The organism is Streptomyces sp. NBC_00539 (genome assembly GCF_036346105.1).
Lineage (GTDB): Bacteria > Actinomycetota > Actinomycetes > Streptomycetales > Streptomycetaceae > Streptomyces.
Map to the genome: position 1 here is coordinate 3,510,816 of NZ_CP107811.1, position 24,162 is coordinate 3,534,977.

Genomic DNA, 24,162 nt, shown 5'->3' on the forward strand with positions numbered 1-24,162 from the left:
GAGCCGGAGGCGCCGTTTGCCGGCTCAGCCGTTCAGCTGGGCCGGTGCCTCGGTGGCGATCCGCTCGAAGACGGCCTCATCGGCCGCGAAGTCGGAGTCCGGAATCGGCGCGTGAATGACCAGCTCGGTGAAGCCCATCTCCTGGTGGCGGCCCGCGAAGTCCACGAACGCGTCGAGGGAATCCAGTACGGCGCTGCCCTCCGGGGTGAACCCGGTGAGGAGGATCTTCTCCATCGAGGCGGGGTCCCGCCCGACCTCGGCGAATGCCTTGTCCAGCTTCTCCAGCTGCCCGCGCAGGGCTTCCCGTGACTGCTCCGGCGTACCGTTCTCCGCCAGCTTCGGGTCGCCGGTGGTCACCCAGGCCTGGCCATGCTGGGCGGCGAGCTTCATACCCCGCGGGCCGGTCGCCGCGACCGCGAAGGGCAGGCGCGGTCCCTGGATGCAGCCCGGGATGTTGCGGGCCTCTTCGGCGGAGTAGAAAGTGCCGTGGTGCGTGACGGCTCCCTCGGTGAGCAGCCGGTCCAGAAGCGGCACGAACTCGGCCAGACGGTCGGCCCGCTCTCGCGGCGTCCAAGGCTCCTGGCCCAGCGCGGTCGCGTCGAAGCCGTTTCCGCCGGCGCCGATACCGAGGGTGATGCGGCCTCCGGAGATGTCGTCCAGCGACATGAGGTCCTTGGCAAGCGTCACCGGGTGCCGGAAATTCGGGGAGGTGACCAGCGTGCCCAGGCGCAGCCGGTCGGTGACGGCGGCCGCCGCGGTCAACGTGGGGACCGCGCCGAACCACGGGCCGTCACGGAAGGTCCGCCAGGACAGGTGGTCGTAGGTGTAGGCGGTGTGGAATCCAAGCCGCTCGGCCCGTACCCACTGGTCACGGCCTCCGGCGTGCCAAGGCCGTACCGGGAGGATCACAGTGCTCAAACGCAGACTCATGCGTTCGAGCGTACGGTGCCCACGCAACAACTACGCATCCCCGCATCAGGGGCCCCATCGATGTTTCACGTGAAACATCGGCTCCGGCGGTGTTTCACGTGAAACATCGCTACAGGCCTCGCCTGGCTGATCTTGGTCTGACCGCCTGCACCCATGGGCGAAGATGGAGCGGTGACCTCGGCTCCCCAGCGCCCGGACGGGCCTCTCTCCGCTCCCCGGCTCATCGCCACAGACCTCGACGGCACCCTGCTGCGCGACGACAAGACCGTCTCTCCCCGCACGGTCGCCGCGCTCGCCGCCGCCGAGCAGGCCGGTATCGAGGTCTTCTTCGTCACGGGCCGCCCGGCCCGCTGGATGGGCGTGGTCAGCGATCACGTCCACGGCCATGGCCTGGCTATCTGCGCCAATGGCGCAGCCGTGGTCGACCTCCACGCCGGCGGTGAATTCGTGCAGGTCCGGTCCCTGCCCAGGGCCACCGCGCTGACGGTCGTGGACGCACTGCGGGCCGCCGCACCCGGTACGTCGTTCGCGGTCGAACTGACCACCGGCATCAATTACGAGCCGTCGTATCCGCCGTTCTTCCAGGACCCCGGAGCCGCCGTCGCCATCGCGGAGAAGCTGCTGAGCGAGGAGCTGGACGACACTGCCGCTCCGGTGCTCAAGCTCCTCGCACACCACTCCGAGCTGGCGCCGGACGATTTCCTGGCTCTGGCCCGCTCCGCGGCCGGCGCTTATGCCTCCATCACCCGCTCCAGCCCTACGTCCTTGCTGGAGATCAGCGGGCTCGGTGTGTCCAAGGCGAGCACGCTGGCCCTGTGCTGCGCCGAGCGTGGCATTTCCCCCGCGGAGGTCGTCGCCTTCGGGGACATGCCGAACGATCTGGAGATGCTGACCTGGGCAGGCACCTCGTACGCGATGGGCAATGCCCACCCCGATGTGCTCGCGAGTGCCTCGGACCGTACCGTCGCCAACAACGAGGACGGGGTCGCCCTCGTCATCGAACGCATCCTGGCCGAAGGCACCGACCCTCAGCCGGGGCTCTGACCAGCGCGACGGGGGCCTGGACGGCCTAGTGCGGGAGACGGGGCCCTGGACGGCCTAGTGCGGGGCCTCCCACACGACCGTGGTTCCGCCTCCGTTCTCGGCGAGGCCAGGGCCGTACCAGCTGGCGCCGCCCAGCGACTCGGCCCGTCGGCGTAGATTGCGCAGACCGCTGCGCCGGCCGCCCTCCGCGATGCCCACTCCATCGTCGGCGACCTCAAGCCGGACGCCCGGTCGCCCGTCGGCCAGATGGATCGTGGAGTCCACCAGGACTTCGATCCGGGATGCCTGCGCGTGCCGGAACGCGTTCGACAGGGCCTCACGCAGGGCCGCGATCAGGTTCTTGCCGACCAGCTCGCCGACGGTCGCGTCGATCGGGCCGATGAACCGGTGCGCGGGCTTGAAGCCCAGCGGTACAGCGGCCATGTTGATCTCGCGCAGGACCCTGGTGCGCAGCCCGGACGGCGCCTCCGCCGGCCCCTGCTGCAGCGCGAAGATCGCGGTGCGGATCTCCTGGATCGTCACGTCCAATTCATCCACCGCCTTGCCGACGCCGTCACGGACCTCGGGGACGATGGACCGGCGCTGAGCGCCCTCCAGCATCATTCCCGTCGCGAACAGCCGCTGGATCACCAGATCGTGCAGGTCGCGGGCGATCCGGTCCCGGTCCTCGAAGACCGCGAGCCGTTCCCTGTCGCGCTGGGCTTCCGCCATCATCAGCGCGAGCGCCGCTTGTGAGGCGAACTGGGTGGCGAGGGTGCGCTCTGCCTCGCTGAAGGGCCGGCCGCCCCTAGCCCTCGGGGTCACCAACGCACCGAGCACCCGCCCGCCGCTCTGTAGCGGCAGCATCATGCAGGGGCCGTACTGACTGGTGAGCCGGCTGATCATGCGGGAGTCCGCGGCGGCGTCCTCGACGAAGACGGGTTCGCCTCGCAGCAACTCGTTCACGACGGGGCTCTCGGGCGGGATCACCAGGCCGAGGGAGGTGGCCGGGTTGTCGGAGGAGACGGCGACGATCTCCATTCCGCCCTCCTCGGCGGGCAGCATCACGATTCCGGCGGCGGAGTCGGCCAGTCGGCGAGCCTGCTCGGCCACCACGGCGAGGGCGTCGTCCGCGTCCCCTCCGGACAGCAAGGCCGTGGTGACGGCCACCGAACCGTCGATCCAGCGCTCGCGCTGTGTGGCGGCCTCGTACAGCCGGGCATTGCCGATGGCGATGCCCGCTTCGGTGGCCAGGACGCGGACCATGTGGACGTCGTAGTCGTTGAACTCGCCGCCACCGTTCTTCTCGGCCAGGTACAGGTTGCCGAAGACCTCTCCCTGCACCCGGATGGGAACGCCGAGGAAGCTCTTCATGGGCGGGTGATGGGCCGGGAAGCCCGCCGAGCGCGGATCCTTCGTGAGGTCCGGGAGCCGCACCGTGTCAGCGTGTGAGATCAGCGCTCCGAGCAGGCCCCGCTTCCCGTCCGGGCGGTGTCCGATCTTCCGGGCCAGCGCCTCGCTGAGGCCGAAAGTGACGAAGTCGGACAGGCCCCGGCGGTCGGTGTCGACGACCCCGATCGCCGCGTAGCGGGCGTGGGCGAGTTCGGCGGCCGTCTCACAGATGCGGTCGAGCGTGGAGTGGAGTTCCAGCCCGGTACCGACCGAGCGCATCGCCTCCAGCAGTTGCGGAACCCGAGCGGTGAGTTCGGTGGACAGCTCCTGCAGACTTCGGGTGGCGTGAGCAGCGGCCTCCAGCGGGTCCGGTGATACCCGTGATGGTTCCGGCGATTCCTGAGACTGCTCCGCTGACATGCCCTTGAGCCTAGTTAGTCCCAATTAGCTGTGAAAGTCGGCCAACGTCCCATCAGTCTCCCGCTCGCGCTCCAGGAGCCGCCGTAGCGGCCCTTCGGCCGTGGCCAGCTCCCCGTACGCACCGCGCTGCACGACACGCCCCCTGTCCAGCACGAGCACCTCGTCCACCGCCTCCAGTCCCGCCAGCCGGTGCGTGATCAAAACTGTGGTGCGGCCCTCGGTGGCGGCCAGCAGGTCCGTCGTCAACGCGTCCGCGGTACGCAGGTCCACATGCTCGGCCGGCTCGTCCAGAACGAGTACCGGGAAGTCCGCGAGCAGTGCCCGGGCCAGGGCCAGCCGTTGGCGCTGACCACCGGACATCCGCTCACCGTGTTCACCGACCAGGGTGTCGAGACCGTCCGGGAGGCTGTCGACCCACTCCAGCAGCCGGGCCGCGGACAACGCGTCCCGCAGCCGGGCATCGCTCGCGTCGGTCCGTGCCAGTCTCAGGTTCTCCCTCAGGGAGCTGTCGAAGAGGTGTGCGTCCTGGGCGCACAGGCCGACGAGGCGGCGTACGTCGTCACTGTCGAGGGAGCGCGCTTGCGTGCCGCCGAGGGTGTACGAGCCTTCGCGCTGGTCCAGGAACCGCAGCAGAACCTGCGCCAGTGTCGTCTTGCCCGATCCGGACGGGCCTACGACGGCGATGCGGCGGCCCGGTTCGAGGGTCAGGTCCAGCCCGTGCAACGCGTCCGTCTCCTGCCCGGGGTGCCGGGCCGCGACGCCCGTGAGTCTCAGGGGGAACGGTGAGGCGGGGCGCGCAGCAGCCTGCTCCGGCTCACCGACCGGCATGGGCGCGTCGATGACCTCGTAGATCCGCTCGGCACTGCGGCGGACCCGCTGCCGGTACTGAACGGCTTGCGGGAGTCCGACCACGGCCTCGAAGGCGGCGAGCGGGGTCAGTACGATCACCGCCATCGCCACTCCCGCCAGTCGGCCCCCGGCCACCGCGTTCGCGCCCAGAGCGGCAGCGCACACCACGGTCAGCCCGCCCACCAGAGCGGACAAGCCGCTGCCCAGCCCGGTCGCGTCCGCGCCCCGCGAGGCGATCATGGTCAGGGTCCGGTCGCCCTGCTTCGCGGCGGCCTTCCGCCCGTCGAGTGCACCGGCCACCGTCAGCTCGGCAGTGCCGGTGAGCAGGTCGGCCACCCGGGTGGCCAGCTCACCCCGCGCGGGCGCGAGCCGGCGCTCCGCCCGGCGGGCGACGGCCCCGCTCACCAGCGGCACTCCCACCCCCGTCGCGAGCAGTCCGAAGGCGAGGGCGGCCCCCGCTTCGGGGAGGAGCCACGCGGTGAAGGCGACCGACCCGGAACCGACGAGCACAGCGGTTCCGACCGGCAGGAGCCAGCGCAGCCAGTAGTCCTGGAGGGCGTCGGCGTCGGCCACCAGCCGGGACAGCAGATCACCTCGCCGCTGCTCCCGCAGTCCGGCAGGCGCGATCCGTTCCAGTCGGCGGTAAACGGAGACTCGCAGGTCCGCAAGCATCCGCAGCACCGCGTCGTGCGACACGAGCCGCTCCGCATAGCGGAAGACAGCCCGGCCGATACCGAAGGTGCGGGTGGCGGTGACGGCCACCATCAGATAGAGCACGGGCGGCTGTTCGGAGGCACGGGAGATGAGCCAGCCCGACACGGCCATGAGCCCGACGCTGCAACCGACAGCCAGCGCCCCGAGCAGCAGTCCGAGCCGGAACCGCCCCTGCCAGGCTTTGGCCACCGCCCTGACGCGGGTGAGGGGATGCGTCCCAGCGCCGCCGGACCCTTGCCCCTTCGCAGTCCGTTCGGGCGCCCTGCCGAGAATCCATTCGCCGGGGCCGGACGGTTCGTCACCGGACCCCACCGCCTCCTGGCCGATCACCACGGCGGAGGCCCGGGCCGGAGCCCTGCCGAACCCTGCCGCCGGGCCGGCTGTCGGGTCGGCCGCCGGGCCGGCTGTCGGGTCGACAGCCGGGTCAGCCGCCGGGAGCTCCACCACCCGGTCCGCGACCGCGAGCAGGGCCGGCCGGTGCACGACCAGCAGCACGGTCCGCCCCACCGCGAGGCGCCGGACGGCCTCCACGACGCCCGCTTCTGTCTCCCCGTCCAGTGCTGCGGTCGGCTCGTCCAGCAGCAGCACCGGCCGGTCCGCGAGGAAAGCCCGCGCCAGCGCCAGCCGCTGGCGCTGGCCCGCGGAAAGCCCCGTACCGCCCTCGCCCAGCGGGGTGTCCAGACCTTGGGGAAGCCCGGTCACGAACTCCAACGCCCCGGCGTCCCGCAACGCCCGGGACACCGCGTCGTCGGAGGCGGCGGGCCTGGCCAGTCGTACGTTCTCGGCGATCGTGCCCGCGAACAGGTGCGGGCGCTGCGGCACCCACGCGATCCGCTCCCGCCACTCCTCCATCGCCAGTTCGGTGAGATCGCTGCCGGCGACCCGTACCCGCCCGGAAGTGGGAGTCACGAAGCCCAGCAGCACCTGGAGCAGAGTGGACTTTCCCGCCCCGCTCGGCCCGGTGAGAGCGACGCATTCCCCCGGCTCGACAGCCAGCGATACGGGCCCGGGCGAATCCGCGCCCCGTCCGGGGTATCGGACAGCCACCTCGTCCAGTTCGATCCTCAGCCCCCGGGCGGGCACTTCACCGGTCCCGCCCGAAGCAGTCACCGGCGTCTCCAGGACCTTGAAGATCTCCTCAGCGGCCGACAGTCCCTCGGCTGCCGCGTGGTACTGCGCTCCCACCTGGCGCAGCGGGAGATAGGCCTCGGGAGCCAGGATCAGGATGACCAGCCCCGTATACAGGTCGAGGTCACCGTGGACGAGCCGCATGCCGATGGTCACCGCCACCAGGGCGACCGAAAGCGTGGCGAGCAGCTCCAGGGCGAACGAGGACAGGAAGGCGATGCGTAGTGTCCGCATCGTGGCTTGGCGGTAGTCGTCGGTGATCTTGCGGATCGATTCGGCCTGGGCCTTGGCCCTGCCGAAGACCTTGAGCGTCGGGAGCCCCGCCACCACGTCCAGGAAGTGCCCCGACAGCCGGGACAGCAGCCGCCACTGGCGGTCCATCCGGGACTGAGTGGCCATACCGATCAGAGTCATGAACAGCGGAATCAGCGGCAGGGTGGCCATGATGATGGCTGCCGAGACCCAGTCCTCGGTGACGATGCGGGCGAGAACCGCCACCGGCACGACCACCGCGAGCCCCAGTTGGGGCAAGTAGCGGGAGAAGTAGTCGTCGAGTGCGTCGACGCCTCGGGTGGCCAGCGCCACCAGCGAGCCGGTCCGCTGCCCGCTCAGCCAACCCGGTCCGAGATCCGCGGCCCGGTCCAGCAGCCGGTCCCGTAGCTCCGACTTGACGGCCGCGCCGGCCCGGTGGGCGGCACGTTCCGTGAGCCAGGCGATCAGAGCGCGCCCCAGCGCCACCGCTGCGAGCAGCAGCAGTGGCGTCCGGAGCGTTTCTGCATCCAGCCCCTTTTCGAAGGCACCGACCACGATCTCGGCGAGGAGCATCGCCTGTCCGACGATCAGCCCCGCACCGGCGAGCCCGAGGGCCACCACCGCAGCCAGGAAGAGGCGGGTGGATCGGGCGTAGCGCAGCAGGCGCGGGTCGATCGGTTTCACGTGAAACATCCCCTCGGCAGGGTCAAGCGGCAGAGTCGGTCAGCGCGCCGGATCAGTGCGCGTCGACGATGTGCTGGGTGCCGATCCGCTTGCGGAACACCCAATAGGTCCAGCCCTGGTAAAGAACGACCACCGGCGTGGCCACTGCGGCGCACCAGGTCATGATCTTCAACGTGTACGGGCTGGATGACGCGTTGGTGACCGTGAGGTTCCAGGAGTCGTTCAGCGAGGAGGGCATGACGTTCGGGAAGAGCGTCAGGAAGAGCATCGCGACGGCTGCCGCGATGGTGACCCCGGACAGTGCGAACGACCAGCCTTCTCGGCCCGCCATATTGCAGCCCAGGGCGGCGAGCAGCGCCGCGACCGCGACGGCCATGGCGATCAGGCTCTCGCCGTCACCGCGCGAGGACTGCGTCCAGAGCAGGAAGACCGCCGCCAGGATGGCGGTGACGACACCCAGCCGGGTCGCGAGCCGGCGCGACCGGTCCCGGATGTCACCGACCGTCTTGAGCGAGGCGAACACGGCGCCGTGGAAGGTGAACAGGGTGAGTGTGACCAGACCGCCGAGGAGCGAGTACACGTTGAGCAGGTCGAGCAAGGTGCCGACGTACTCCTTGTGCTGATCGATCTTGACGCCGCGGACGATGTTGGCGAACGCCACACCCCACAGGAACGCGGGGATCAGTGAGGCCCAGAAGATCGCGTGTTCCCAGTTGGTCTGCCACTTGTCCTCGGGACGCTTGTGCCGGTATTCGAAGGCGACACCGCGGACGATGAGACAGACCAGGATCACCAGCAGCGGCAGGTAGAAGCCGGAGAAGAGGGTGGCGTACCACTCGGGGAAGGCGGCGAAGGTGGCACCGCCGGCTGTGAGCAGCCAGACCTCGTTCCCGTCCCAGACGGGTCCGATCGTATTGATCAGCACCCGCTTCTCCTGACGGTCGCGGGCAAGCAGTTTCGTCAGTACGCCGATACCGAAGTCGAAGCCCTCCAGGAAGAAGTAGCCGATCCACAGGACGGCGATGAGCACGAACCAGACGTCGTGGAGTTGCATGGTGTGGTCTCCTCAGCCTCAGTACGAGAAGGCCATCGGCCGGTCGGAATTCCTGTCGTCCCCGCCGATCTTGGTGGGCGGGTTGAGGTCGGCTTCGGTGAGCTCCGGAGGGCCGGCCTTGACGTACTTCACGAGCAGCCGGACCTCGATCACGGCGAGCACGGCGTAGAGGGCGGTGAAGACGAGCATGGACGTGAGCACCTCGCCCTGCGTGACGCTGGGGGAGACCGCGTCACGGGTGCGCAGGACTCCGTAGACGACCCACGGCTGGCGGCCCATCTCGGTGAAGATCCAGCCCCAGGAGTTGGCGATCAGCGGGAAGCCGAGCGTCCCGATGGCGGTGAGCCAGTACAGGCGGGTCAGGCGCGGGTTCAGGGCCGTCTTGAACAGGACCAGGTGCGGCCGTTCGTCGTCACCGGTGCGCAGGGCGGCCGGAAGCAGGAACTTGCGCCGGGTCAGCCACAACCCCAGGGCGCCGATACCGAAGGACGCCATGCCGAAGCCGATCATCCATCGGAAGCCCCAGTAGGCGACCGGGATCGCGGGCCTGTAGTCGCCGGGGCCGAACTTCTCCTGCTCGGACTTGTTCACGTCGTTGATGCCGGGCACGAAGGAGTCGAAGTCGCTGTCGGCCAGGAAGGACAGCAGGCCGGGCAGCTCCACGGCCACCTTGTTGTGGCCCTTGTCGACGTCGCCGACGGCGAAGACCGAGAAGGGCGCGCTCTTCTCTCCGTCCCAGAGCGCTTCGGCCGCGGCCATCTTCATCGGCTGCTGCTTGAACATGACCTTGGCGAGCGTGTCGCCGCTGATCGCTGTCAGCAGGCCGCCGATGACGACGGCGATCAGACCGAGCCGCAGCGAGGTGCGCATCACGGGGATGTGCTTCTTGCGCAGCAGGTGATAGGAGGCGATGCCGACCATGAAGGCACCGCCGGTCAGCGCGGCCGCCGTGAGGGTGTGGAAGACCTGTGCGACGGCCGTGTTCTGGGTGAGGACCTGGAGGAAGTCGGTCAGCTCGGCGCGCCCGGTCTCCTTGTTCATCCGGTATCCGACCGGGTGCTGCATCCAGGAATTGGCGGCGAGGATGAAGTAGGCGGAGAGGATGGTGCCGATCGAGACCATCCATATGCAGGCCAGATGGATCTTCTTGGGGAGCTTGTCCCAACCGAAGATCCACAGCCCGATGAAGGTGGACTCGAAGAAGAAGGCGATCAGCGCCTCGAAGGCCAGCGGAGCTCCGAAGACGTCACCGACGAACCGCGAGTAGTCGGACCAGTTCATGCCGAACTGGAATTCCTGGACGATGCCGGTGACGACACCCATCGCGATGTTGATCAGGAACAGCTTGCCCCAGAACTTGGTCGCCCTGAGGTACTTCTCCTTCTCGGTGCGCACCCAGGCGGTCTGCAGGATCGCGACGAGCGCGGCGAGCGAGATCGTCAGGGGGACGAAGAGGAAGTGGTAGACGGTGGTGATACCGAACTGCCATCGCGCCAGAGTCTCCGGCGCCAGAGCCAGGTCCACGTCGCATCTCCTTCGGGTCGCCGTGGGTCGACAAAGCCTCACCCCGTCTGTCACATCCCACGCGATACGGGATGAAACAGACGAGCTTGTGAACGCGTTCACATTCACAAGCATTATGGCGCACACCCTTTTCGATCTTTTCGGCGGGGGTCCCCTCTAGCCAGCTAGTTCAACAAATTGTTGAATGTGACCCATGAAGATTCGAATCTCGTGGCCCGCGGGCCAGCTCATCGCCACCCTGGAAGAGACCCCGAGCAGCAAGGCCCTGGCCGAGGCGCTCCCGATCTCCGCCTCTGCCCACACCTGGGGCGAGGAGGTCTACTTCGACACCGGCGTGTCCGTCACGCTGGAGCACGACGCCCGCCAGGTCGTCGAGCCGGGGACCGTCGCCTTCTGGACCGAAGGCGACGCACTCGCGCTGCCGTACGGCCCGACGCCCATTTCCCGTTCGGGCGAGAGCCGCCTCGCGAGCCCCTGCAACGTGCTCGGCTCGTTCGACGGCGACCCCCGCCTGCTGGCCACCGTCCGCGACGGCGACCCGGTCCGCGTCGAACTCGCGTAACCGGGTCGCGCCCTACGGCGGTACGGCTACATCTCCTTGAAGAACGCTTCCGCCGTCTGCAGGAAGATGTCATTCGCCTCGGACTCACCGATCGTGACCCGCAGGCCCTCACCCGGGAACGGCCGGACCACCACACCGGCCTTCTCGCAAGCCGCCGCGAACTCGACGGTCCGCTCCCCCAGCCGCATCCAGACGAAGTTCGCCTGCGTGTCGGGGACCACGGTCCAGCCCTGCGCGAGAAGGGTGTCGTAGACCCGCTTGCGTTCGCATACCAGCGAGCCGACCCGACCGAGCAGCTCGTCCTCGGCCTGCAGCGAGGCGACCGCCGCGTCCTGAGCGAGCTGGCTGACGCCGAAAGGCACCGCGGTCTTGCGCAGCGCCGCTGCCACCGGCTCGTGCGCCACCGCGAAACCGACCCGCAGGCCGGCCAGACCGTACGCCTTGGAGAACGTACGCAGCACGCACACGTTCGGACGGCTCCGGTACAGCTCGATGCCGTCAGGAACGTCCGTGTCGCGGACGAATTCCCGGTACGCCTCGTCCAGCACCACCAGTACGTCCGACGGCACGCGGTCCAGGAACCGCTCCAGCTCGGCCCGGCGCACCGCGGTACCGGTGGGGTTGTTGGGGTTGCATACGAAAATCAGCCGGGTCCGCTCGGTGATCGCGGCCGCCATCGCGTCCAGGTCGTGCACGTCCCCGTCGGTGAGCGGAACCTGCACGGACGTCGCGCCGGAGATCTGGGTGATGATCGGGTACGCCTCGAAGGAGCGCCAGGCGTAGATCACCTCGTCGCCCGGACCGGCCGTCGACTGGATCAGCGACTGCGCCACGCCCACCGAGCCGGTGCCCGTGGCGATGTGCTCGACCGGAACCCCGAAGCGCTCGGCGAGCTCGTTCACCAAGCCCGTGCAGGCCATGTCGGGGTAGCGGTTGAAGTGGCCGGCCGCCGCGACCGCCGTCTCCAGGACCCCCGGCAGCGGCGGGTACGGGTTCTCGTTGGAGGACAGCTTGAAGGCGACGCGCCCGTCCGCCGCCGCGGGCTTGCCGGGCTTGTACGTGGGGATGCCGTCCAGCTCGGCGCGCAGCTTCGGGCTCTTCTCGCTCACCGCAGGTCCTCCTCGACCGTCCCGTCGACGTCGCCGACGACTCAATACTGCTCACCTTATGAGGATTCCGCCGATCAGAGAATGGCGGGCGCCAGGATCACAGGGGGAGCGCGCGCATATATGCGCGCGCCGGTGGCCTGCGCCGTGGCGCGCGTCCCCCGTGCAGGTGAGTTGAGAACTGCGCAGGACGGCACCGTTTTGGCGGGCCCGTCGTCAACGACTAGCGCCTTGGCCGCCCCACACCTCCAAATTGCCTTGTATTGCAAGGTCATTGGGGGTGGCGAACCAAGGAGAATCGTGCCTGTCAACGGGTGCATATGCAGCCGGACCAGCCACCCCTTCGAGCCCTACTATCGGCTCGCCATGACAGCAGCAGGGAAGCATCAGGTGAGCCGGACCGAGACCACCCGGCGCGTCGGCGGCCGACAGGGCCGGGCCGGCATCAGGGACGTGGCCGCCGCGGCGGGCGTCTCGATCACGACCGTCTCCGACGCGCTCAATGGCAAGGGACGGCTGCCCGACGCCACCCGCCGCCACGTTCGCGAAGTCGCCGACCGGCTGGGCTACCGGCCCTCAGCCGCCGCACGCACCCTCCGTACCGGCAAGTCCGGCCTCATCGGCCTGACCGTGACGACGTACGGGGATGAACCTTTCACCTTCACGGAATTCGCGTACTTCGCGGAAATGGCCCGGGCCGCGACGTCCGCCGCGCTCGCCCGCGGCTACGCCCTGGTCATCCTCCCCGCCACCTCACGCCACGACGTGTGGTCCAACGTCGCCCTCGACGGCACCGTCGTCATCGACCCCTCCGACCACGACCCCGTGGTCAGCGAGCTGGTCCGCCAGGGCCTGCCGGTGGTGTCCGACGGCCGGCCCGCCGGATCCCTCCCGGTGACCGCCTGGGTCGACAACGACCACGAGGCCGCCGTCCTCAACCTCCTCGACCACCTCGCCGCCGCGGGAGCCCGCAGGATCGGGCTCCTCACAGGAACCACGACCGACACCTACACCCGGCTCTCGACCACCGCGTACCTCAGCTGGTGCGAGCGCGTCGGCCAGGACCCCGTCTACGAGTCCTACCCCGCCCACGACCCGTGCGCCGGCGCCGTCGCCGCCGATCGGCTGCTCGCCCGGCCCGACCGGCCCGACGCCGTCTACGGGCTCTTCGACCCCAACGGCACGGACCTGCTCGCCGCCGCCCGGCGGTACGGTCTGCGCGTGCCCGAGGACCTGCTGCTCGTCTGCTGCAGCGAATCGACCGTCTACGCCAACACGGAACCCCCCATCACCACGCTCTCCCTCAAGCCCCGCCGTATCGGCACGGCCGTGGTCCAGCTGCTGATCGACGCCATCGAAGGGGTCGACACCGGCCGTCCCGTCGAGCAGGTGGTCCCGACCGAGCTCATCATCCGCACCTCCTCGCAGCGCAGGCAGCCCCGCACGACCGTCAGCCCGCCCCGCTCGCCCGCCCAGGACTGATCACACCGCCTACGCCCGGTACTTGGCGCCACACCGGCGGGGCCGACCGCCCTGCCGGATATTTCAACAACCACCCATACGGGGAGAAAGCGGCAGGAAGGAACGGCTCCGGCCAGGATTCACCACCCCTGGTGCGTCACAGAGCGCGAGCTGCATTCCTATGATGGGCGCACGACATCACGGACCCTCCGCCACGGAGGCCAGGAGGGTCCGCAGGTGTACGGCAGTGCGACGGTGGTGGAGGGGTCGATGACTCAGGGGGCCGGTCAGGGACCCGCGATGCGGACGGACACGCTGCGGGACTTCCGGGTTCCCGTCACCGAACCCGCCCCGTACACCGCGTCCGTCGGCGTGCCCGGTGAGGCTCCCGTGTACGGCGAGTACCCGGCGTACTACGAGGAAGGCGCTCCCGTGCCTCCGCGCCCCGCCTACGCGCCCGAGGCCGCCCCGCCTCCCGCACCCGGGTCGGACGCACCGCCCGCGGCCGCACCTCCCGCAGCCGCACCGGCCGAGGATCCCGATGGCTACACACCCACGCAGCGCGACCTGCCCGTGATCGGCCGCGGTGCGGCCGAAGGTCCCGGGGACACCGTCCAGGTCCACTACGTGCCGCAGGAGCCGGCAGCCACCGGCCCGGGTCCCCTGTACGTCGTCGGCGACGTACACGGGTACCTCGACGAGCTCCTCACCGAACTCCGGGCGCAGGGGCTGATCGACGCCGACGGCCATTGGTCCGCCGGAAACGCCCGGCTGTGGTTCCTCGGCGACTTCACCGACCGCGGTCCGGACGGGATCGGCGTCATCGACCTCGTGATGCGGCTCTCCGCCGAGGCCGCCGCCGCAGGCGGCTACTGCAAGGCCCTGATGGGCAACCACGAGCTGCTGCTCATCGGTGCCAAGCGGTTCGGCGACACCCCCGTCGTCTCCGGCGCCGGGACCGCCACCTTCCAGGCCGCCTGGCTGCTCAACGGCGGTCAGCGAAGCGATATGGAGCGTCTCCAGGACGTCCACCTCCAGTGGATGTCGCGGCTCGACGCCGCCACGCTGGAAGACGGACACCTGCTGCTGCACTCCGACACCACCGCGTACCTGGACTACGGCGACTCCATCGAGGACGTCAACGACACCATCCACGAGCTGCTCACCCGCAACGACGCCGACATCACTTGGGACCTGTTCCGCAAGTTCACCAAGCGGTTCGCCTTCCGTGACGAGGAAACGGGCCCACAGGCCGTACGGGAGCTGCTCGGCACGTACGGCGGCGACCGCGTCGTGCACGGCCACAGCCCCATCCCCTACCTACTCGGCGAGGTGGGCACGGAGGACGGTGACGACGCCCACGGGCCGGAGGCGGTGGACGGCCCGCACGTGTACGCGGACGGTCTGGCGATCGCGATGGACGGCGGCGTGACCATGGCCGGCAAGCTGCTCGTGGTCCAACTACCGCTGAACGACTGAGTCTTCCCCGAGCGGGTATTTCCGGAAAGCCCCTGTCACCTCGTGGCATGGGCGCTCTACCATCGCTCTATCCGTAGCAGGCTCTCCTCCGTTTGTGCCGGCGCCCGAATCTACGCGGGCATACCGGCTTGTACGGAGCATCGGGGGATGCACATGACCAGCGCTCCGCACCTGCTCACCGAAGACCGACCGGAGTTCGATCGGCTCCTCGACGAGGCGCTGCGCACCGCGAACGAACGGCCAGAGCTCGCTTCCATGGGCGAACGGCTGAACGCCGAACAATTGCGCACCATGGCCATGAGTGCCAGCGCCTTGCTGACGGCAGCGGCCGCAGCCGAGTACGACCACTACGTCAAGGTCCGCGCGGAACTCCGCGACGAACACCTCTCCGCCCCCGGTACGACGGACGAGGGCGAGGGCGACGGGCAGAACGACGGCGTGGGCGTGAGCGCCGTGGTCGCAGTCCTCGCGCCGGTCCTGGCCGGCACGGCCATGCTGATCTTCCTGTTGGTCGGCTACAGCCTCAAGATGATCGACCCCGAGCCGGCCTTCGCCCGCACGATGCTGACGGCGGGGTGGCTCTTCGGCGGGCTCACCGTGGCCGCACTGCTCTTCGCCGTGATCGGCCTGCTCGTGACCGCCGTCCGCAACAGCTCCACCGAGGTGGCGGCCGAGGAGGCGGTGGCGGTACCCGACGAGCTCTCGCGCGCGCGGGAGGCCTGGCGCAACGCCCTACTGGAACGAGGCATCATGCCGTTCCTGCGGGACGCACTGGCCGATCCGAGCGCGGGCCCCGGGTATCCGATCCCCCGAACGCCCCACGCCGGCCGCATACCCAGCCTGGGATACACCCGGCCGGACTTCACCAGTCCCGCAGCCACGTCCAAGGGACCCCGCCCGGACTACACCCCGCCCGACTTCACCAGCCCCGACTTCGGAGGCTCCGAAGCCGACCGGGAGTGATGTTTCACGTGAAACACCCAGCGCGGCCGGGCCCGCGACTCCCCCCAATGGGTCGCGGGTCCGTTCCGTGCGGTGCTGTCCTCTCAGGCGGGTGCTGTCTCCTGAGCCGGGTGCCGCCTTCTTCAGTCGGCCAGCGGAAGGTAGACCCGATTGCCCGACGCCGCGAACTCCGCGGACTTCTCCGCCATGCCGGCCTCGATCTCGTCGGCCTTGAGGTCCCCACCGTGCTCGCGGCGGATGTCCTGGGAGATCTTCATCGAGCAGAACTTCGGACCGCACATGGAGCAGAAGTGCGCGGTCTTGGCCGGCTCGGCCGGGAGCGTTTCGTCGTGGAACTCACGCGCGGTGTCCGGGTCGAGGGCCAGGTTGAACTGGTCCTCCCAGCGGAATTCGAAGCGTGCGTCCGACAGGGCGTCGTCCCACTCCTGAGCGCCGGGGTGGCCCTTCGCCAGGTCCGCGGCGTGCGCTGCGATCTTGTACGTGATGACACCGGTCTTCACGTCGTCCCGGTTGGGCAGGCCCAGGTGTTCCTTGGGCGTGACGTAGCAGAGCATCGCGGTGCCCCACCAGGCGATCATCGCGGCGCCGATGCCCGAGGTGATGTGGTCGTAAGCAGGCGCGACGTCCGTGGTCAGCGGGCCGAGGGTGTAGAACGGCGCCTCCTCGCAGATCTCCTGCTGGAGGTCGATGTTCTCCTTGATCTTGTGCATCGGGACGTGCCCCGGGCCCTCGATCATGGTCTGGACGTTGTGCCGCTTGGCGATCGTGTTCAGCTCGCCCAGCGTCTTCAACTCCGCGAACTGCGCGGCGTCGTTGGCGTCCGCGATGGAACCGGGACGCAGTCCGTCACCCAGCGAATAGGTGACGTCGTACGACGCGAGGATCTCGCAGAGCTCCTCGAAGTTCGTGTAGAGGAAGTTCTCCTTGTGGTGGGCGAGACACCACGCGGCCATGATCGAGCCGCCGCGCGAGACGATGCCCGTCTTGCGCCGGGCGGTCAGCGGCACGTACGGCAGCAGCACGCCGGCGTGCACCGTCATGTAGTCGACGCCCTGCTCGGCCTGCTCGATGACGGTGTCCTTGTAGATCTCCCACGTCAGCTCTTCGGCGCGGCCGTCGACCTTTTCGAGCGCCTGGTAGAGCGGCACGGTGCCGATCGGGACCGGGGAGTTGCGCAGCACCCACTCGCGCGTCGTGTGGATGTTGCGGCCGGTGGAGAGGTCCATGACCGTGTCGGCGCCCCACTTGGTCGCCCAGGTCATCTTGTCGACCTCCTCCTCGATCGAGGAAGTGACCGCGGAGTTGCCGATGTTGGCGTTGACCTTCACCAGGAACCGCTTGCCGATGATCATCGGCTCGATCTCCGGGTGGTTGACGTTGGCCGGCAGTACCGCCCGACCTGCGGCGATCTCTTCGCGGACGACCTCGGGAGAGACGTTCTCGCGGATCGCCACGTACTCCATCTCCGGGGTGATCTCGCCCCGGCGGGCGTACGCGAGCTGGGTGACCGCCGCCCCGTCACGGCCCCGCCGGGGCTGGCGCGGGCGGCCCGGGAAGACCGCGTCGAGGTTCTTGAGGCCCCCGCGCGGCGAGGTGTGCTTGATGCCGTCATCCTCGGGGCGCACCGGACGTCCGGCGTACTCCTCGGTGTCTCCGCGCCCGATGATCCAGTTCTCTCGGAGCGGGGCGAGGCCCCGGCGGACATCGGTCTCGATCTGGGGGTCGGTGTACGGACCGGACGTGTCGTAGAGCGTCACGTCCTTGCCGTTGGTGAGGTGGACCTGGCGGACCGGCACCCGGATGTCCGGGCGGGAGCCCGCCACGTATCCCTTGTGCCAGCCCGGCTGGCGCTCGGTCTGGCCGTCAGCGTCCTGGCTGACGGCAGGCGTGCGTGCGTCCTGCATGGTCATGAGACCTATCTCCCTACGCCGGCATTACCCGGTAACAGGTTCGGCGGTCGACGCAGCCTCTTCCCGTACCCGCCTTCCGGCAGGCGTACGGTGATCAGCGCCCTCTCAGCCCGGTGCTCCGAGCTCCCGCGTTGTGCAAAGTAGCCCCCACGCTAGCGTCATCTGTGGCGTGCTGAACAGTGGGCCCCCGCAACTCTTGCGATGATCGGCCGGTGACGTCTTCGCCGCAGTCTCCCAGCCGCCTCCCCGAGCCCAGTGGTCCCAGCGACCACGAGCACGCACACCACGGGCACGACCACGGGCATGACCACGCGCCTTCCCACGGCTCCACGCACGGATCGGCGCACGGGTCCACGCACAAGTCCGCGCACGGTCATTCCCACAGTCACGGTCACGGCCCGGCGGCGCCCGTCTCCCTGCACCTGCGCAAGGTCATCGCCGCCGTGCTGATCCCCTTCGCGGCTGCCGTCTTCGTCGGGATGGTGGTGCTCTGGCCGGGCGGAGCCCCCGCTCACGAGCGGACCGGCGTCGGATTCGACCGACAGACCCAGCAGGGCCAGGTCGTCGCATTGGCGAGCGTCGACTGCAAGTCGGTCAACGCCGCTCAGGTCCCACCCACCGGCGACACTTCGACCCCGTCGGGGCGCGAGGCCACGGCGGAGCAGACCGGCGCGTGCAAGAAGGCGACCGTCGAGGTCGGTACCGGCCCGGACAAGGGCCGCACCTTCGTGGAGATCGTCCAGCCGGGCGCCCCCCGGCAGCTGGCGAAAGGCCAGGAGGTGGTGGTGGCCTACGCGCCGGATGCCCCTCGGGACCTCCAGTACTCGGTCATCGACCTGAACCGGAAACTTCCGTTGGCTCTGCTGGCGCTCATCTTCGCCGTCGCCGTGGTCGTGGTCGGACGGATGCGCGGACTGTTCGCCCTGATCGCGCTGGTCGTCAGCTTCGGCGTGCTGACGCTCTTCATCCTCCCGGCGATCTTGCAGGGCTCCAACCCGCTGATCGTGGCGGTGGTCGGGGCCAGCGCCATCATGCTGATCGCGCTCTACATGTGTCACGGCCTGACCGCACGCACCTCGGTCGCCGTTCTGGGCACGCTGGTGTCGCTGCTGCTGATCGGCCTGCTGGGCTCGCTCTTCATCGGCTGGGCATTCCTCAGCGGCAACACCGACGACAACACCGGGCTGATCCACGGCCTTTACCCGGACATCGACATGAGCGGTTTGCTGCTCGCCGGCGTGATCATCGGATCGCTCGGTGTACTCGACGACGTGACCGTCACCCAGACGTCCGCCGTCTGGGAGCTCCACCAAGCCGATCCCACGATGGGCTCCCGGGCCCTGTACCGGGCCGCCATCAGGATCGGACGCGACCACATCGCCTCGGTGGTCAACACCCTGGTACTCGCCTACGCGGGCGCCGCGCTCCCCCTGTTGCTGCTCTTCTCCATCGCGAACAGCAGCATGGGTGCGGTCGCCAACAGCGAGTTGGTGGCCGAGGAGATCGTCAGGACGCTGGTGGGTTCCATCGGGCTCGTGGCCTCCGTACCGGTGACCACCGCCCTGGCCGCACTGGTGGTTTCCGCCGACCGTCCGGGGACCACGGGGACCGCCCCGCCGGCCGCGCCGGTACGTAGTGGCCGAGGACGTCGGCGCAAGCGCTGAGCCGCGGCGTCCCCGGGTAGGGCCGCGCAGGAGACCCGCTCAGCCGGCGTTCTGCTCGTTGTGCCGGGCTTCGGCGAGGATCTTGTCAAGCGCCTCGTCGAGCGTCCCCTCGAAGTCTCCGAGGTTGCGTTCCTGACCGAGCGGAACCAGCCGGTCGGTGCGGTCGAGAAAGGCGACCAGCGGCGCCGCTCCCGCGCGGAACAGGGCCCGTTCGCCGCCGACCTGCAGGCGGATGTGGACGTCCGACAGTTCATCGGGGTGGGACGGGGCGATGTGCACATCGCCGTCGCCACAGGGCTTGTTGATGCCATCGAGGAGCAGCTCCCGACCGAACGCCCAGGTCACGGGCGCGTCTCCGGGAAGGTGGAAGGTCAGTCGCACTGCGTAGGGGTCGTGAGCGTCGTACCGGAGTTCCACCGGGATCCGGAAGGAGAGCTCCTCGGAGACGAGAAAGCTCATCATGACCTCTGCCTGTACCGACTCGCGCATTGCCTACCCCGATGTTGTGGAAGTGGCCAGGAATGGTCCCCCCAAGGGCCCTCTTGACAAGAGTGGTGTAAGTGCTAGCAGATCACAAGGAGTGAGATTTCAGATACTGATAGAGAACGAGAGGGTGCTCAACAGCGCGCCTACTTCTCTACGCAGCCGGTCAACTGCATAGCGCAAACGGTCCTCTTGGTGCAAAGGGAACGAAATCGCCATGGTTGCAGCAGTATCTCCCGCCGTAATCGGGATCGCGGCGCACACTGTGCCCAATACATATTCCTGACGCTCCGTAACCGGTTCCATTCGCTGGACAGAGGCGAGGCGTTGTTCGAGAGCGCGCTCGTCCCGCACGGTGTAAGGGGTGACCGCACCGACCGGATGCCGGGCGTAGTGGTCCTTGCGCGTCTTCTCATCGAGCTGGCCGAGAAGGCACTGCCCGATGGCGTGCGCGTGGCCGGTCGCGCGGAAATCGGCCCACTCCTCGCAGGCGGGAGCGGCCGGCGTGTCCGATACGCCCACCACCTCGATCTCACCCTCGCGGTAGACCGCGAAGTAGACGGGGGCCCCGACCGCGTCGCGGAAGTGTGCGAGGGAGTCCACGATCATGCTGCGACGTTTCTGCTGCAGTCCACCGCTCGCCAGACGCCAGGCAGCGTCACCGAGCACGAAGACCCCGCCTTGGCGGCGCAGGTAGCCCTCGTGGGTCAGGGTGCGCAGCAGGTGGTACGCGGTCGGCAGCGGGAGGCCGGCCTCACGTGCCAGTTGTTTCGCCGGGGCTCCGTCGCCGTGGGCACTTACCGCTTCGAGCAGCCTCAGCGCCCTCTGCACCGAACCGATCAGCGTCGGCACACCGGCGTTGTGCACTGCGGACAAAGCTCACCCCCAGGCGTGAAGGCGGGCTCAAGGGTGGCCCGCCTTGCGGGGGCCACCCCCGCGTATGCCGTGGATCCTGGGGGTCGCGCTCGACAGCTGATGAAGATGACCGCAGGTCAGAACGGTGATACCGCGAGGGGTACCCAGGGACGGCCCAGATTGGCACTCTATCCGCCGGTTCTGGTCGAGCGAGAGGTTTCCCCCCTCACGTTCCCCCACCTGGGTCAATCCCGGTCGCGCCCGGCCGGGCGTCCTACCACTCACCGGCGGAGGACTTGGATCCGCCGCGGGTGAACTTCTTCACCACGAAGACCAGACCGCCGACGAGGGCCGCGAAGAGCAGCAGCTTGAAGACGAAGGCGATCAGTGTCCCGAGGATGGTAGTGATGACTCCTCCGAAGACGAACAGCGCCAGAAGCGGAACGGCGACCCACTTGACCCACCAGGGCATGCCCTCGAACATCGCTCGGATCCCGTTCATGTCCACAACCTTTTCCTCGTCGGTGACTTCCTGCTTTCGATGCTAGGAGGCGACGGTCTCCACCGGGTGCCCGCGAGCCCTCGGAACCCCCTGATCCGACCCTTAGGGGGATCAGGGCTCCTACCCTCAGCCCTCCGGCGGGGAGAAGACCACCAGCACTTTCAGCGGTTCCGTGATGTGGTGGAACCTGTGCGGCACACCGGCCGGGACATAGACGACGCTCCCGTTCGCCACCGTCGTCGTCTCCTCCCCGACCGTGATCGAGGCCCGGCCGCTCACGACGAAGTACACCTCGTCCTGTCGGTGCGGCTGCTGGGGGTCGGTCTGTCCTGCATCGAGCGCGTACAGCCCGACCGACATGTTCCGCTCCTTCAGGAACTGCAGGTACGCGCCGTCATTGGCAGCCCGTTCCGCTTCGAGCTCGTCCAGCCGGAAGGCTTTCATCCTTGTCCTACCCCTTGTTCCGCGGTGCCGTGGAATCCGCTGATCTGACGATGTCCCACCAGGATCTTCTCTGCAACGATCGGACCCATGACGAACTTCGTAGTCAAGACGCTCGCCAACGCGGCGGCCCTGGCCGTGGCCATATGGCTGGTCGCCGGCATCACGCTCGACGAGGGCGTGGACAGCACCGGCAACCGGGTCCTCACCCTGATCCTGGTCGCTCTGGTCTTCGGCCTGGTCAACTTCATCGTCAAGCCCGTGGTGAAGCTGCTCTCCCTGCCGCTCTTCATCCTCACCCTCGGCCTGTTCACCCTCGTGGTGAACGCCCTCATGCTGCTGCTGACTTCCTGGCTGGCCAAGCAGTTCGACCTCAGCTTCCATGTCGAGGGGTTCTGGACCGCGGTCATCGGCGCTCTGATCATCTCCGTCGTCTCCTGGGCCGTGAACCTCGCCCTGCCCGACAAGAGCTGACCGGCCACCCGTACCGCGCGTGTTGAAGGAGCCCATCCCGTGAACGATCACTCCGAGGCATCGGCCGACCGGTACGGCGACGGGACCCGGGCCGTCCGCGCCGGGCTGCCCGAGCCCGTGAAGAACGAGCCGCCGTTGCCGGGGCCCGTCTTCGCTGCCCACTTCCACCTCCCCGGCGAGGTCGAGGGACCGTACGCCTACGCCCGGGACAGCAACCCGACCTGGACACTGCTGGAACGGGCCATCAGCGAGCTGGAGGCACCCGGCCAGGACGGCGCGGAAACCGTCGTCTTCGCTTCCGGGATGGCCGCCATCTCCGCCGTCCTCCTGTCACAGACCCGGTCGGGGGACACCGTCACCCTTCCCTCCGACGGCTACCAGGCACTGCCGCTGCTCCAGGAGCAGCTCAAGGCCTACGGAATCCGCGTGCGCACGGCCCCGACCGCCGGCGATGCCCAGCTCTCGGAGCTCGACGGCGCCCGGTTGCTGTGGATCGAAACGCCGTCCAACCCGGGCCTCGACGTGTGCGACGTACGCCGCCTCGTCGCCGCCGCGCACGCCGGCTCCACCCTCGTCGCGGTCGACAACACGCTCGCGACGCCGCTCGGGCAGCGTCCACTGCAACTCGGCGCGGACTTCTCCGTCGCCAGCGGCACCAAGGGACTCACCGGTCACGGCGACCTCCTGATCGGCTACGTCACCTGCCGCGACCCCGAGCTGGCCGCCGCGATCCGCCGCTGGCGCAAGATCGTCGGAGCCATCCCGGGCCCGATGGAAACCTGGCTGGCCCACCGCTCCCTGGCAACGATCCAGCTCCGGGCACAGCGCCAGTGGGCCAATGCGCTTGCCGTCGCCGAAGCACTGCGCGAGCGCGCCGACGTGAGCGGACTGCGGTATCCGGGACTGCCGTCGGACCCGTCGCACAAAACGGCCACCTTGCAAATGAGCGGCTATGGGTCGGTGGTCTCGTTCACCCTGTCCGACCGCGCGCACGCGGAACGCTTCATGAACGCCCTGCGCCTGGTGGAGGACGCCACGAGTTTCGGTGGGGTGCGGTCCACCGCGGAGCGGCGCGGACGGTGGGGCGGGGACGCGGTGCCGGAAGGCTTCATCCGCTTCTCGGCCGGCGCCGAGGACACCGACGACCTGGTCGCAGACGTCCTGCGGGCTCTAGATTCCGCGGGCCAATTCAACTGAGTGGATGAGCGGGAGTGGTCCGAGCCTCCCCCCTCTTGGCTCGGACCCCCCGCTGGTTCCCTCGGTGAAGAACCACATCCACAAGGCTAGTTGACTTAGCGTCAGAGTCCAATCACGGTAGCGACAGGGGCCTATCGGCATATTTATAGTTGAAGGCCCCAACGAGAGGGGCCGCCATGGACCTGGCCCTGTTGCGTACCTTCGTCGCGGTGCACCGGGCCGGCTCGTTCACCCGTGCCGCCGCACTGCTCGGGCTGTCCCAGCCCGCCGTCACCTCGCAGATCCGCACCCTCGAACGGCAACTGGGCCGGCCGCTCTTCCACCGCCGGGCTCGTGGGGTAACGCCCACCGCGATCGGTGACGAGCTCGCCCACAAAGCCGCTCCCCACCTCGACGCATTGCTGCGCATCGCCGAGACGGAACGCGAGGCGGCCGGCGGGTTACGCACGCTGCACATCGCCGGTCCCCCCGAGTTCGTGTGCCAGCGCGTGCTCCCGGCCCTGGCGCCTCTCGTGGGACAAGGCCAGACCCTGCGCACCGCCCTCAAGGCCGACGCCGAGGAGGCCCTCGACGGACTGTCCGCCGGGCAGCACGACCTCGTCGTCACCACCGGTCGTCCCCGTGGCGGCCCGGTCACTGCCACCGCCCTGTGCGACGAGGAACAGGTACTCGTCGCCGCGCCCTACTGGGCCGCGCTCGTCGATCCGGTCCTTCTGCGGGCCAAGGGCGGCGGCAGCCCGGCCGCCCTCGAAGGGATCCCGGTCGTGGAGGTCCACGAGAGCCTCCCCCTCATCACGCGCTACTGGGCCGCCGTCTTCGATGCGCTGCCGGAAGCCGCCGCCACCGTCGTCGTGCCCGACCTGAGGGCGGTACGAGAGTGTGTCCGGGCCGGCGCCGGGCTCGCCGTGCTGCCCCGTTACCTCTGCCAGGACGCCATCGACCGCGGCCAGATCGTCTCTCTGCTGGAGCCCGCGGTACCACCCCTGCGTACCTGGTTCGTCGTCGTACGGACTGGCAGTCTGGCGCTCGCCCACCTCGCCCGGGCCCATGACCGGCTGCTGCGCGCCGCCGTGGACTGGTGATCCGCCGCCGCGG

General features: G+C 69.0%; 20 protein-coding genes. 9 read left to right on the top strand and 11 right to left on the bottom strand.

Annotated elements, in window-relative coordinates:
* Positions 1 to 24 precede the first annotated feature (24 nt).
* The gene (locus OG861_RS15660; protein ID WP_329196744.1) at positions 25 to 930 is read right to left on the bottom strand and encodes an LLM class flavin-dependent oxidoreductase; all 906 of its coding nucleotides are present in this window, start codon (positions 928 to 930) and stop codon (positions 25 to 27) included.
* Positions 931 to 1,083: 153 nt separating this feature from the next.
* Here OG861_RS15660 and OG861_RS15665 point away from each other — a divergent pair, with 153 nt between their 5' ends.
* Complete coding sequence (locus tag OG861_RS15665; protein ID WP_329196742.1) at positions 1,084 to 1,974, top strand: Cof-type HAD-IIB family hydrolase; 891 nt, start codon at positions 1,084 to 1,086, stop codon at positions 1,972 to 1,974.
* A gap of 54 nt (positions 1,975 to 2,028) precedes the next feature.
* Here the strand turns inward: OG861_RS15665 and OG861_RS15670 are convergent, their stop codons facing one another.
* Genes OG861_RS15670 through OG861_RS15685 form a run of 4 tightly spaced genes read right to left on the bottom strand, consistent with a single transcriptional unit; the run spans position 2,029 to position 9,970 of the window.
* Positions 2,029 to 3,765, bottom strand: a complete 1,737-nt coding sequence (locus OG861_RS15670; protein WP_329196740.1) for a sensor histidine kinase — start codon at positions 3,763 to 3,765, stop codon at positions 2,029 to 2,031.
* A gap of 24 nt (positions 3,766 to 3,789) precedes the next feature.
* Positions 3,790 to 7,392, bottom strand: coding sequence for a thiol reductant ABC exporter subunit CydD (gene cydD / locus OG861_RS15675; protein ID WP_329196738.1), 3,603 nt, complete (start codon positions 7,390 to 7,392; stop codon positions 3,790 to 3,792).
* Between the two features lie 52 nt (positions 7,393 to 7,444).
* The gene (cydB, locus tag OG861_RS15680) at positions 7,445 to 8,446 is read right to left on the bottom strand and encodes a cytochrome d ubiquinol oxidase subunit II (protein WP_329196736.1); all 1,002 of its coding nucleotides are present in this window, start codon (positions 8,444 to 8,446) and stop codon (positions 7,445 to 7,447) included.
* Positions 8,447 to 8,464: 18 nt separating this feature from the next.
* Positions 8,465 to 9,970: a cytochrome ubiquinol oxidase subunit I gene (locus tag OG861_RS15685; RefSeq protein ID WP_329196734.1), complete on the bottom strand. Its 1,506-nt coding sequence runs from the start codon at positions 9,968 to 9,970 to the stop codon at positions 8,465 to 8,467.
* Between the two features lie 193 nt (positions 9,971 to 10,163).
* On the opposite strand from OG861_RS15685, the gene OG861_RS15690 reads away from it, so the two are divergent.
* A complete protein-coding gene (locus OG861_RS15690; protein ID WP_329196732.1) occupies positions 10,164 to 10,532 on the top strand; it encodes a cyclophilin-like fold protein in 369 nt (122 codons plus the stop codon).
* Positions 10,533 to 10,558: 26 nt separating this feature from the next.
* Here OG861_RS15690 and hisC read toward each other — a convergent pair whose 3' ends face one another.
* On the bottom strand, positions 10,559 to 11,641 hold the full coding sequence (hisC, locus tag OG861_RS15695) for a histidinol-phosphate transaminase (RefSeq protein WP_329196731.1): 1,083 nt from the start codon (positions 11,639 to 11,641) through the stop codon (positions 10,559 to 10,561).
* 363 nt (positions 11,642 to 12,004) lie between these two features.
* On the opposite strand from hisC, the gene OG861_RS15700 reads away from it, so the two are divergent.
* The 3 genes from OG861_RS15700 to OG861_RS15710 all read left to right on the top strand — a co-directional run bounded on the left by OG861_RS15700 (position 12,005) and on the right by OG861_RS15710 (position 15,541).
* Entirely contained in the window at positions 12,005 to 13,120 is a 1,116-nt protein-coding gene (locus tag OG861_RS15700) for a LacI family DNA-binding transcriptional regulator (RefSeq protein WP_190185544.1), read from the top strand.
* Between the two features lie 234 nt (positions 13,121 to 13,354).
* Positions 13,355 to 14,578, top strand: coding sequence for a metallophosphoesterase (locus OG861_RS15705; protein WP_443056772.1), 1,224 nt, complete (start codon positions 13,355 to 13,357; stop codon positions 14,576 to 14,578).
* A 147-nt stretch (positions 14,579 to 14,725) separates the two neighbouring features.
* Positions 14,726 to 15,541 carry a hypothetical protein gene (locus OG861_RS15710; RefSeq protein WP_329196726.1) on the top strand — a complete coding sequence of 272 codons (816 nt, stop codon included), beginning with the start codon at positions 14,726 to 14,728 and terminating at the stop codon, positions 15,539 to 15,541.
* Positions 15,542 to 15,663: 122 nt separating this feature from the next.
* Here the strand turns inward: OG861_RS15710 and thiC are convergent, their stop codons facing one another.
* Complete coding sequence (gene thiC, locus OG861_RS15715; protein ID WP_329196724.1) at positions 15,664 to 17,451, bottom strand: phosphomethylpyrimidine synthase ThiC; 1,788 nt, start codon at positions 17,449 to 17,451, stop codon at positions 15,664 to 15,666.
* Positions 17,452 to 17,630: 179 nt separating this feature from the next.
* On the opposite strand from thiC, the gene OG861_RS15720 reads away from it, so the two are divergent.
* The gene (locus OG861_RS15720; protein WP_443056559.1) at positions 17,631 to 19,115 is read left to right on the top strand and encodes a YibE/F family protein; all 1,485 of its coding nucleotides are present in this window, start codon (positions 17,631 to 17,633) and stop codon (positions 19,113 to 19,115) included.
* 39 nt (positions 19,116 to 19,154) lie between these two features.
* On the opposite strand, the gene OG861_RS15725 is transcribed toward OG861_RS15720, so the two are convergent.
* The 4 genes from OG861_RS15725 to OG861_RS15740 all read right to left on the bottom strand — a co-directional run bounded on the left by OG861_RS15725 (position 19,155) and on the right by OG861_RS15740 (position 21,399).
* On the bottom strand, positions 19,155 to 19,604 hold the full coding sequence (locus OG861_RS15725) for an SsgA family sporulation/cell division regulator (RefSeq protein ID WP_190185547.1): 450 nt from the start codon (positions 19,602 to 19,604) through the stop codon (positions 19,155 to 19,157).
* A 99-nt stretch (positions 19,605 to 19,703) separates the two neighbouring features.
* Complete coding sequence (locus tag OG861_RS15730) at positions 19,704 to 20,450, bottom strand: IclR family transcriptional regulator (protein WP_330261757.1); 747 nt, start codon at positions 20,448 to 20,450, stop codon at positions 19,704 to 19,706.
* Between the two features lie 277 nt (positions 20,451 to 20,727).
* Positions 20,728 to 20,955 (bottom strand): DUF5326 family protein, encoded by a 228-nt coding sequence (locus OG861_RS15735; RefSeq protein WP_443056558.1) that lies wholly within the window; start codon positions 20,953 to 20,955, stop codon positions 20,728 to 20,730.
* Positions 20,956 to 21,081: 126 nt separating this feature from the next.
* Positions 21,082 to 21,399, bottom strand: coding sequence for a cupin domain-containing protein (locus tag OG861_RS15740; RefSeq protein ID WP_329196718.1), 318 nt, complete (start codon positions 21,397 to 21,399; stop codon positions 21,082 to 21,084).
* Between the two features lie 87 nt (positions 21,400 to 21,486).
* Here OG861_RS15740 and OG861_RS15745 point away from each other — a divergent pair, with 87 nt between their 5' ends.
* The 3 genes from OG861_RS15745 (at position 21,487) to OG861_RS15755 (ending at position 24,149) form a co-directional block, all read left to right on the top strand.
* Positions 21,487 to 21,870 (top strand): phage holin family protein, encoded by a 384-nt coding sequence (locus OG861_RS15745; RefSeq protein WP_329196716.1) that lies wholly within the window; start codon positions 21,487 to 21,489, stop codon positions 21,868 to 21,870.
* Positions 21,871 to 21,909: 39 nt separating this feature from the next.
* Complete coding sequence (locus tag OG861_RS15750; RefSeq protein WP_329196714.1) at positions 21,910 to 23,067, top strand: cystathionine gamma-lyase; 1,158 nt, start codon at positions 21,910 to 21,912, stop codon at positions 23,065 to 23,067.
* A gap of 176 nt (positions 23,068 to 23,243) precedes the next feature.
* On the top strand, positions 23,244 to 24,149 hold the full coding sequence (locus OG861_RS15755; RefSeq protein WP_329196713.1) for a LysR family transcriptional regulator: 906 nt from the start codon (positions 23,244 to 23,246) through the stop codon (positions 24,147 to 24,149).
* Positions 24,150 to 24,162 lie beyond the last annotated feature (13 nt).